Consider the following 9,482-nt stretch of genomic DNA (forward strand, 5'->3'; position numbering starts at 1 on the left):
GAAAAAGCCAGAGCCCGACTCCAGCCAGCCTGAAAACAGAAACGAAGCCGATTCTCGGGCCGAAGCGAGCGCAGGAAACCGTCACCCCCCAGAACCGAAAGTCCATGGGCCGCGGGGCTGTTTGCCACCAGCCTCGGGCTCACCACGCCATCTGCATCTCAACGAATGTCCGGCTCCGACCACGCCCCCTCACCCGATCGCAGCAACACGCACCGCCGGCTCGTCCTCGGTGGCCTGCTCGCGGCGATCGCTGTGGCCATGGGCACTTGCATGATCCAGGCTCAGACAGGCGCAGGAGCCTGCGGATCGGGTTCCGCCAGCGGTCACCAGGTTCCGCTGAAGGAGCTTCACATCCAGCAGCCGATGATCCTGTTCGTGGGTGGGGGCCGTCTGGTTCGCCGCAACCTCGTGACCGGAGAAGACACCTTGCTGTCGGATCACGGCTTCGCGATGTCGCCCAGCGCGGTACGGTCGGCAGACGGAAGGTGGTTGAGCTACAGCGGTGTGACGGCGGGCAAGCAAAGCACGCAGTACTGGCTTTACGACCTGCAGACCGACCAGGATCGCCTGGTGCTGGAACACCCCGCGTGGGGTGGCTCCATACCCGCGATTTCCCCGGATGGGCGCTACCTCGCCATCGCCGCGAACTACGACAGCCGATGGCCCGACAGCAGCGCCGCGAGCACCTACGTCTTCGACACGGAAACACTGAGACCTTGGCGCCTGGGCATCCCCGCGGAGGCACCAGCCGCTTCTGCCTGGACCCTCCCCGAATGGTCGGCCGACGGCGCTCGACTGTTGCTGATGACCAGAGACTTTCGTGACGGCGCTGCGCGACCCCGTGAGTACCGAAGCTGGACGCTCGGCGCACCCAACGCCGAACCCATGGAGGGACGATGGGCTGAAGGCCAGCACGCCGGGCATGGCCGCAATGAGTGGCGCTTGAACGACGCTGTCGTGCCCGCCTTTGAGCAGCGGCTGCTGCAAGGCCAAGGTGGCGCTGTGGCGCCCACCTCGCCCAGCGGAGCCTGGAAGGTGAAAGTGATCGAGCACCACGGCAGCGCGGTGCTGGAATTCACCGACCCAGCGGGTCGTGTTCGCCAAGCCGATACGGCTCCATACGACCGGTGCGAAGGCTATGCCATCGCCCTCATCGGCTGGATTGATGGCGAGCACCTGGTCTACCGGAAGCCCGGCATGGAAACCCTCGTCGTCGAGCCGGCCACCGGGCGGGTCGCGCGCTTGCTGAGCTCGGAACACGACAATGACTTGCTCTTCGGCTGGTGAAAACCGAGCGCCTCGATGGGCGCTGTGCCAGCCTCATCGGCAACAAAGCACTTGACCGAAGAGGACGGCGGGCAGACTCCATCGTCGATCCGACCAGGTCACACTGCGCGCCAACTGGCGCTCGTTTGCATCGACGGGCACCGCCACCCGCGGGTGCCTCAAAAAACACTCGAAGGTCAGCCTCGGACTGCGCCTACCTCAGATGCAGGCGCCATCGCCTCGATCCGGCCGCCTGTGGTTTCGCCGTCGGACGCCGCCGTACGCCTGGGCTGCGTCGCTGCCACAGGTCTTCTGCAACCCCCAAGCGCGCGCGGCACAGCATGACTGGCCGGGCATCGCCCGGTGTGAAGCACCTCCAGCACCCGAAGCTGGGCGCGATCTCGCTGGAGTACTCGGGGCTGTCAATCGACGGTCGTCGCGACCTGAGTCTGGTGGTCTACAACCCAACGACTGCCGAGGACGCACGGCGCATCCGATCCCTCCTGTGATGGCCTGGAGCGTGCGCCCAAGCCTTGGCCCTCATCGGGACGCGGGAACAGGCTGGAGCGAACGGCGACTCAGTGTTCGTTGTGGAGGTGCTTGCCAAGGAATGCCAGAACCCTGCGCTGGTATTCAGATGGCGTGAAGTCGTACAGATCGACGTGGGCCGCTCCCCGCACCTTCCAAAGCTCTTTCGGATCTGCCGCACTCGCGAACAGGCGTTCCGTTTCAGACCAGTGGGTGTGCAGATCCCGATCACCCGATGCGATGACGACTGGGGCAGAGAGGCTGGCCATGGCACGTTCGGGCTGCAAAGAGTCGGCGTCGGTGCCAGCGTAGATCGGAAGCTGCCACAACAGAGCAGGTGCGATGAAGCGCCCCGCGGCGCCCAGCCGGATCTCCATGCGATCGGCAACAGCCTCTTGAATCGTGGGGTACATCGATTCCAGCACGACGGCACTCACACTGCCAGCGGGCTTTGACAGCACCGTCGAAGCCGCGCCGAGAGAAACACCGATGACGCCAATCTTCTCGTCGGGAAAGTGCTGCCGCAGAAACCGTATGGCAGCCGTGACAGCTGAAGACTCATTGGCGCCGAAGGTGATCCGGGAGCCGCCGCTCTCACCGTGTGCTGGAAGGTCAATGAGCATGACGCCGTAACCCGCCTCGTGCAGGAACGTGGCACGAGGGACCATTTGCAATCGGTTCGAGCGCACGCCGTGCAACAGCAGTACGACTCCGCTGCCAGGGCGGCCCGCAGCAAGCCAGCCAGACACTCGATCTCCCTGGTCGCTCGCGAACTCGATGTCCTTGGCGGACAGCACGAGCGGCGCCGGGCCAACCAGCCGCGTTGCGGGCTTGGACAAAAAGTGGCCGATCGACAGGTAGCCGATCCAGAGCGCCGCCAACATCAGCAGCCCGACGACGCGCACCGGTCTTCTCATGGACGTCTCGTTCAACAAGATGAGCCCGCCACCCCAAGAGCCACGGGCAGGCAATGACGCGAAGCCTTCATCAATGCGAGGTCAGCTTCTCACCTCGCCCATACGGGCCGCTGACACCCCCTTTGATCCAGTCGCCAATCAGCTTCAGGTAGCCGTCTGTGATTCGCGTGGGGCTGCGCGATCCGTCGGAATGCGTGGTGAACTCCACCATGCCGTGGTCGGTGTCGGGGAACAGGTAGAGATCGACGGGCTTGCCTTCTTGGGCCAGCGCCAGCAGCGCGTTGCGCGTGGTCTCGATCGGTGCTTCGCGGTCTTCGCCGGCCAGCACCCAAAGCAAGGGGGATCTCAACTGGCGCAGCGGCTGGACCGCGTCGTGGTCCCAGATTAATTCGAGGTTGTCGAATCGCGCTCGGCCGATGCGCCTGAGTTCATTGTTCGGCATGCGGGCGATGGCGCCACTGTGTTCGCCTTCGATCTTGGCCGCCCACGAGGTGCCGGCCATCTCGCGCCGCACTGCGTCGAGCTCGTCGTAACCCTGCCGGAAGCCTGACAGCAGCAACTTGGCGGTGACCTGTGACAAGCGGTTCACCAACGCTTCTGCTTCCGCGCCCCCACCGGCCGAGCGCACCTCGGACACCATCTGCTCGCGGTCTTCTTCGATGGGCGAGGCGACCAGCCCGAAGCCGATGGCCACGAAATCGGCCTGGGTGCGCGCAGCGGCCAGCGGCGCGACCCACCCTCCCTGGCTGCCACCATAAAAGCCCGCGCGGCCATGGCGACCGGCGGCCAGATGGTGGGCCGTCTCCAGCGCATTGGCCGCGTCGGTGGCCAGCAGCTCGAAGTTCTGTGTGTATTCGCCGCCGGACTTTCCGGTGCCGCGCTTGTCGTACACGAACACCGAGATGCCCTGCGCCGCCATGGCGTAGCCGTAGACGCCGCCCACAGGTGAGGTGCGCTCGGACCCATGCACCATCACCACCAGCGGCGGCTTGCTCTCGCCCCCTGTTGGCTCGATCAGCACGCCATTCATGGCGGTGCCGGCACTGTGGAAGGTGGCGGGTGTCTCGCGAAAAACCGTGCGCTGCCACGCACGCCCTTGCACACGGACTTCTCCCGCCACGCAGGCCAGCGGCGCGGCCGGGTCTGAGGTAGCGCCGCGCCGCCCATCGCGAAACAGATATCGCAGCGCTGGCGCCGGCACTGCGGGCGAAGCGACAAGCACCACGAAGTCGCCATCCGGAGCGGCATAGGCGCCGGGCCCGCAAGCGGTTTGCGCGAAAGCCGGCATCTGAGACGGCCCCATGGCCAGCACCACCTGCGCCACCAGCACCGGCAGCCGTCGGGCCAGCCGCCTCACGAGACCCACCCGGCGCTTGCCGTGCGTGGACCTGGAGTGCGGCAAGCGAGCAAGAAACGTCATATGGATTTCGGCTGAGTTGAACGGGGTGGCCGAAGACCGCAGGGCTCATCGGTGACGGCCGGCGGGGCCAGCGGGCGTCGGTCACTCGGCGCAGGGCCCGGCAGCGTGGCCCAGCGACCCAGCCCATCGACAGCCAGTCTACTGACGAACAGAGGGGGCACGTGTCCCATCTGCTCCACCGGCCCACCGGGCCTGGCGACACCAGCGCGCACCGCCCCGGCAGGGCGAACAAAAGCGGCGCCGCAGCGTGGGTTCGGTCAGGGCGCCACGCGCGTGGCCACGAAGGCCCGGTCCTCGCCATTCAGCCGCCCTGCCCCCACGATGGTGCCTTGGTCGTTGATGGCTTTCGCATCGAACAGTACCCAGCCTTCACCGGTGTCGTCCAGCAGCTTCTGCAGGTGGTAGCAGCGGCCAGCTTCGATGAGGAACGCGCGGCCATGGCGCTGGCCGTCGAAATCAGCGCCGACGACTTGGTCGTGGTTGTTGAGGTCATGGGGCTGGGTGAGCCCGTCGCCGCAGGCGGGCAACGCCGTCATCTGCGCGCCGTCGTACAGGTAGGGCAGATCGACGTCGGCGGCGTCCCGGGCGTTGCCGGTGATGTGCCCCAACTGGTTGATGGCATAGGCCGAGCTGCTGTCGCCGCCCAGGGTGCCCAGATCGCGCATGCGGCCCTTTTCCCAAAGAAAGGCCCGGGTGATGTAGTCGTAGTTGGGGAAGCTCTTCACCGAGACGCCGACGACCTGGTCTTGATCATTGATGTCATGGGCGGTGGCGCCGTCGTGGTTTTTGAGCATGCCCAGGTCGGTCACCTGGCCGTGGTCGAACAGCCCGCCGGTGGCCAGGTACGGCGTGCAGGTGATCTGGCCGACCGCCTTGCCGGTGTTGTTCAGGCCGTAGGCGGTGAGCCAACCACTGCAGGTGGGCGGCACGCCCAGCGAGCCGGGTTGACCCTTGGCGTTCCACATCGTGCCGCCGCCAACGATTTCGTCATGGTCATTGATCGCCACCGGGGTGGTACGGCCCTTCAGGCGGGTAACCACACCTGGGTCGAACCGAAACCCCACCGCCCCCCCAAGGCTGCCATCAGCCTTGACGCGCTGTCCATCACCCACGACCACACCCGCGTTGTTGATGTCGTCGGCCACAAGGGGGAACACCTCATCTGTCGCAGGAATTGCCTCAATGCGGTAGACGGGCGCCGCAGACACGGACGCGGCGCACAACACAAGGGCCAAAAGGGAAACGACGGTGTCAGAACGATGGCGACGCATGGACGGTCTCCTGGATAAAACGTCAGTCTAACGCATTATGTTATTGGTCACTTGCGCGGAAATGTCTGCGGGAATCACGCCGGAATTCATTCGATCCAAGCGTCGGCATGCGCGGCATGCTTCTGACGAAAGTCACGTCCGATTTGTCGTAATCTGAGTCATACGCCCGTTCCAACATCCGAATCGATCCTGCATTTCCCCGTTGCCATAAAGGACGAGGGGTTGAGCTACAAGCGCTGCCATGGAGCCATCAGAAAGACTGCCTGCGAACCGATTGCCCCCGCATCAGGCGGCGGTGGCGCATGGCGAGGCCGGATCCTCGTACGAGCAGGGCCGAGGTGGCGCCGGTGCTTTGCCCTCTGGCGAGAAAGCACACGGCAGCCCGCGCCTTGCCGCGCAACGCCAAAAGATGCTGGCACTGGGTGGCCGCGAGTCCCAGGCGCCCATCCAGGCCAAGTGGGTGACCCAAGATCCTCTGCCGACCAACGCCGCCCATTGGGAAAACGCCGGTGACGGCGACGCGGAATCTGGCGTCTATTGGAAGACGAGCATAGAGAACCGGTGGCTTCGCCAAGGGCGTCAGTATGTCTACGATCCACAGACAGGTCGCCTCGACAAGTCCGACGAATTCGTGGTGGATATGTCCGGCATCGATCGGCTCGACAACGAGCAGTCGGTCGACAACGGCTTGCGAAAGCAGTTGCCCAGTTCTGACAAGGCCGAGCGACCCGATCTCACCCGCGCACAGTCATTGGCCGCGAGCTTGTTCTCAGAATCGGCACTCCGCGACGGGGAGGTGCAAGACCTCATCCTTCGCGTGCTGGGAGATGGGTTCGTTCATTGGGCGAAATCCGGCATCAACGACAACTCGATCGCCGAGGGGGTGGACCAGGTCTTTGATGCCAAGGTGAATCAGCTTCGAAAGCGCTACGCCGACATTGACCTGATCGATGTGATCGTGATCTATGGCTATTCCTGGTACGCGGACAAGTACACGCGCCAAGCCAGAGTCGCGCGGCTCAAAGAAGGCTCCGATGATTTCGGTGACTGGCAGGGCTACGCCAATCAGTTGAAGACGTCTCTGCGCAAGCTGAGACGCTTCACGGGTGACAAGCTGTATCGATGCTCGCGTAAAGGTGAAGAAGTCGAAAAGATCAAGAAGGGCGGCAGCTGGGACGCGACATCGTTCCTGTCAACCACCTACTCCGATGAAGCCAGAGACGATCTGGAAAAGGACGACAAGTACAAGAGCGGCAGCACCCTGCACATGGACGCCTCCAAGGTGGAGGGCTATCACATCGAGGAGTTCAGCCAGTTCGAGAGAGAACACGAGGTCGTTCTCTTGCCGGGACACCAGGTCATCGGATCCAACCACCCCGAACAGGGCCGGCGCGTTGATGCCGCGCTGTCCCCGCCGAAGGACGCCCGCCCGCGCACCGGTCTAGAGCCAAACTCCGTTGAGGAATTCGCCGAACTCCACCGGGAGCGGCGGCGCACATTGCCGCCACCGCCCACGGGCTTTTTGCCCTTGACCAAGAAGTAGCGCCAACAGCCAGGCTGCCCCAGTTCATGCCCGCCCGAGGTCGAAGTCCAGCCCCCTGCATCGGGCCCACCATGAGCTTCGCTGTACCAGCCCCGCTCAAAGCCCGCCCAACAACGCCGGCAGCACCTCGGCCGCGGTGCCGCGCACCAGTTGGTGCGCGTCGTTGTCGATCTCGCTGGGTTGCGGGTTGACGATGACGACCCAGCCGCCTGCTCGGCGGGCCACGGCCGCCAGGCCGGCCGCGGGCCAGACGGCGCCGGAGGTGCCCACCACCAGCATCACATCACATTGCTGGGCGGCCCGCCCTGCGGCCTTCAGGCCGTCCACCGGCAGGTTCTCACCGAACCACACCACGCCTGGGCGCAGCGGGTTGCCGCAGTCGCGGCACCGTGGCGGCTCGCCAGACAGGGCCAGCGAGGTGTCGCAAGGCCGCGGGCCGCCGCGCTGGGGGCAAGGGTCCAGCCAACGGTCGGCCAGGATGTCGCCGTGCAGGCGAATGGTGTCGGTATTGCCGGCCCGCTGGTGCAGGTCGTCCACGTTCTGGGTGATGACCGTCAAGCGCCCCGGGTGGCTGCCTGCGAAGGCGCCCAGTGCCAGGTGGCCGGCGTTGGGCTGAGCCGCCCTCACGCCCTGCCGGCGCTCGGCATACCAGCGCCACACCCGCTGTGGATCGGCGCGGAAACCTTCCTCGCTGGCGAGCTGCATCGGGTCGAATTGGGCCCAGAAGCCGGACTGCGCGTCACGGAAGGTGGGGATGCCGCTCTCGGCGGACATGCCCGCCCCGGTCAATACCGCGATGTGCGTGGCGCGCCCCAGCCGCTGGCGCAGCGGCGCCAGATCGGTCAACACGCTCGACATGGGCTCAGTCCGCGCGTCGGCGCTGGCGGCGAGCCTCGTACAGGCACACGCCGGCTGCGACCGACACGTTCAAGCTCTCGACGGCGCCGGCCATGGGGATGGACACCAGCTCGTCGCAGGTCTTGCGGGTGAGCTGCCGCATGCCCGGCCCCTCGGCACCGAGCACCAGCGCCACCGGGCCGCTGAGGTCCACGTCGTACAGCGTCTGCGTGGCGTCGTCGCTGGTGCCGATGATGCGAATGCCGCGCTCTTTCATCTCGTTGAGGCTGCGGGCCAGATTGGTCACCATCAGGTAGGGCACCGTCTCGGCGGCGCCCGAGGCGACCTTCGCCACGGTGGCGTTCAGCCCCACCGAGTGGTCTTTCGGGGCGATCACGGCATGGACGCCCGCCCCATCGGCCACGCGCAGGCAGGCGCCAAGGTTGTGCGGATCGGTCACGCCATCGAGCGCCAGCACCAGTGGCGGGTCTTCCTTGGCGGCCTCCACCCCCTCCAGGATCTCGTCGAGCGAGTGGATGGGCGGCAGCGCCTCCACGCGCGCCACCACGCCCTGGTGGCGGGGGTTGCTGGCCAGTTTGGACAAGCGCGCATCGTCGCTGTCGATGATGCGCAGGCCCGCCTCGCGGGCTCGCTCGACGAAGCCGCGCATGCGGGCATCACGCCGACTGCTGTCGACGTGGATTTCGGTGATGGATGAAGGCGCCGTTTTCAGGCGCACGGTCACGGCATGGAAGCCGAACAGAATGCGGGTGGCCATGGGGCGAGCGTACCGCAGGCGTCACCCACTGGCGGGCGCAGGCCGCTGTACCGGCCCGCCCCGCCAGCGCGGCGGCTCAATCCCAGCAATTGGCCCGTTGGTCGTTGATGCGCACCCACAGGCGAGTGTCGTCGCGCACATTGCCATAGGCCCAGAACGCCCATCCGCCACGGGTGGGTTCGCCGCTCGTCCAAGGGCTGGCAGAGTGCCAGTGCTGGTCGTTGCCGTAGAACTTGTCGGTGGACATGCCGGGGACATACCGGCCGTCGTGGAACTCGGCCATGCGCCAACCCGGGCCGAAGCTGGCTGCACACAACGCATCGGCCTTCGCGGCCGAGCCCAGGCTGGTGCCGAGCACCGGCGTGGTGGTGGCAATGTGGCCACGCGCCCACCCGCGGTAGAAAGCATCCACTTCGCCGCCACCGGTGTGGTCGACCTGGTAGTTAGGCCGCGGTGATCCATCCACTTTCAGGCACAGCACGGGCAACGATGCCTTGCAGGACGTGTCGCCCTCGTAAGGGTCGCACGAGCCGCCCGGGCCGTGGCAGCCGACGGCGTCGATGCCCAGGCTGGGCAAGTGACGACCTTTGACCCAGGTCATGCCGGCGCGATCTTGAGCTTGCACCGGTGCGCACGCCACGGCCACGATCCATCCACACAGCACCATCGCATGGCGCCCCCGCGCTTTTCCCCGTACCTGCACGATTCACTCCTCGGTTGATGGCGACCCGCGGCCCGCGGCCCCGAGTCTAGGGCGTGTTCACACGACGCAGCCCCGTGCGAACGGGGTGTCCAGGGATGCAGGGCAAGGTGGGCAACGCCGCCATGCGCCCTGGACGGCCCGTTCCCGAAGGGTTGCCACCAGAACCAGCCGCCCGCGGCGTTGCAAAGCCTCGCCGGGGCCGCACCCCGGCTTCGTTTT

The 9,482-nt window shown here is 66.0% G+C and carries 9 protein-coding genes; 3 read left to right on the forward strand and 6 right to left on the reverse strand.

Annotation, left to right across the window (positions count from 1 at the left end; translation table 11 throughout):
* Positions 1–165: 165 nt before the first annotated feature.
* Both AACH06_RS28885 and AACH06_RS30205 read left to right on the forward strand, forming a co-directional pair.
* Positions 166–1,287, forward strand: coding sequence for a TolB family protein (locus tag AACH06_RS28885; RefSeq protein WP_341429286.1), 1,122 nt, complete (start codon positions 166–168; stop codon positions 1,285–1,287).
* Positions 1,284–1,775 carry an MmyB family transcriptional regulator gene (locus tag AACH06_RS30205; RefSeq protein ID WP_423222094.1) on the forward strand — a complete coding sequence of 164 codons (492 nt, stop codon included), beginning with the start codon at positions 1,284–1,286 and terminating at the stop codon, positions 1,773–1,775. The genes AACH06_RS28885 and AACH06_RS30205 overlap by 4 nt, the downstream gene beginning before the upstream one ends.
* Before the next feature lie 69 nt (positions 1,776–1,844).
* Here AACH06_RS30205 and AACH06_RS28895 read toward each other — a convergent pair whose 3' ends face one another.
* The 3 genes from AACH06_RS28895 to AACH06_RS28905 form a co-directional block, all read right to left on the reverse strand.
* A complete protein-coding gene (locus AACH06_RS28895) occupies positions 1,845–2,711 on the reverse strand; it encodes an alpha/beta hydrolase (protein WP_341429288.1) in 867 nt (288 codons plus the stop codon).
* A gap of 70 nt (positions 2,712–2,781) precedes the next feature.
* Complete coding sequence (locus AACH06_RS28900; RefSeq protein ID WP_341429289.1) at positions 2,782–4,131, reverse strand: alpha/beta hydrolase; 1,350 nt, start codon at positions 4,129–4,131, stop codon at positions 2,782–2,784.
* 257 nt (positions 4,132–4,388) lie between these two features.
* Positions 4,389–5,288, reverse strand: a complete 900-nt coding sequence (locus AACH06_RS28905; protein ID WP_341429290.1) for a hypothetical protein — start codon at positions 5,286–5,288, stop codon at positions 4,389–4,391.
* Between the two features lie 355 nt (positions 5,289–5,643).
* Here AACH06_RS28905 and AACH06_RS28910 point away from each other — a divergent pair, with 355 nt between their 5' ends.
* On the forward strand, positions 5,644–6,945 hold the full coding sequence (locus AACH06_RS28910) for a hypothetical protein (RefSeq protein ID WP_341429291.1): 1,302 nt from the start codon (positions 5,644–5,646) through the stop codon (positions 6,943–6,945).
* A 96-nt stretch (positions 6,946–7,041) separates the two neighbouring features.
* Here AACH06_RS28910 and AACH06_RS28915 read toward each other — a convergent pair whose 3' ends face one another.
* The 3 genes from AACH06_RS28915 to AACH06_RS28925 form a co-directional block, all read right to left on the reverse strand.
* Positions 7,042–7,803, reverse strand: coding sequence for an SIR2 family NAD-dependent protein deacylase (locus AACH06_RS28915; protein WP_341429292.1), 762 nt, complete (start codon positions 7,801–7,803; stop codon positions 7,042–7,044).
* Positions 7,804–7,807: 4 nt separating this feature from the next.
* Positions 7,808–8,560 (reverse strand): 23S rRNA (guanosine(2251)-2'-O)-methyltransferase RlmB, encoded by a 753-nt coding sequence (rlmB, locus tag AACH06_RS28920; RefSeq protein ID WP_341429293.1) that lies wholly within the window; start codon positions 8,558–8,560, stop codon positions 7,808–7,810.
* Positions 8,561–8,636: 76 nt separating this feature from the next.
* Positions 8,637–9,161 (reverse strand): hypothetical protein, encoded by a 525-nt coding sequence (locus AACH06_RS28925; protein ID WP_341429294.1) that lies wholly within the window; start codon positions 9,159–9,161, stop codon positions 8,637–8,639.
* Positions 9,162–9,482 lie beyond the last annotated feature (321 nt).

This window comes from Ideonella lacteola (assembly GCF_038066555.1).
GTDB lineage: Bacteria > Pseudomonadota > Gammaproteobacteria > Burkholderiales > Burkholderiaceae_C > Ideonella > Ideonella lacteola.

What these genes read in the sequence shown, in the direction of transcription:
- AACH06_RS28925 (WP_341429294.1), bottom strand. Translation starts at nt 9,161, where the DNA reads ATGACCTGGGTCAAAGGTCGTCACTTGCCCAGCCTGGGCATCGACGCC.
- AACH06_RS28900 (WP_341429289.1), bottom strand. Translation starts at nt 4,131, where the DNA reads ATGACGTTTCTTGCTCGCTTGCCGCACTCCAGGTCCACGCACGGCAAG.
- AACH06_RS28885 (WP_341429286.1), top strand. Translation starts at nt 166, where the DNA reads ATGTCCGGCTCCGACCACGCCCCCTCACCCGATCGCAGCAACACGCAC.
- AACH06_RS28895 (WP_341429288.1), bottom strand. Translation starts at nt 2,711, where the DNA reads ATGAGAAGACCGGTGCGCGTCGTCGGGCTGCTGATGTTGGCGGCGCTC.
- rlmB (WP_341429293.1), bottom strand. Translation starts at nt 8,560, where the DNA reads ATGGCCACCCGCATTCTGTTCGGCTTCCATGCCGTGACCGTGCGCCTG.
- AACH06_RS28910 (WP_341429291.1), top strand. Translation starts at nt 5,644, where the DNA reads ATGGAGCCATCAGAAAGACTGCCTGCGAACCGATTGCCCCCGCATCAG.
- AACH06_RS28915 (WP_341429292.1), bottom strand. Translation starts at nt 7,803, where the DNA reads ATGTCGAGCGTGTTGACCGATCTGGCGCCGCTGCGCCAGCGGCTGGGG.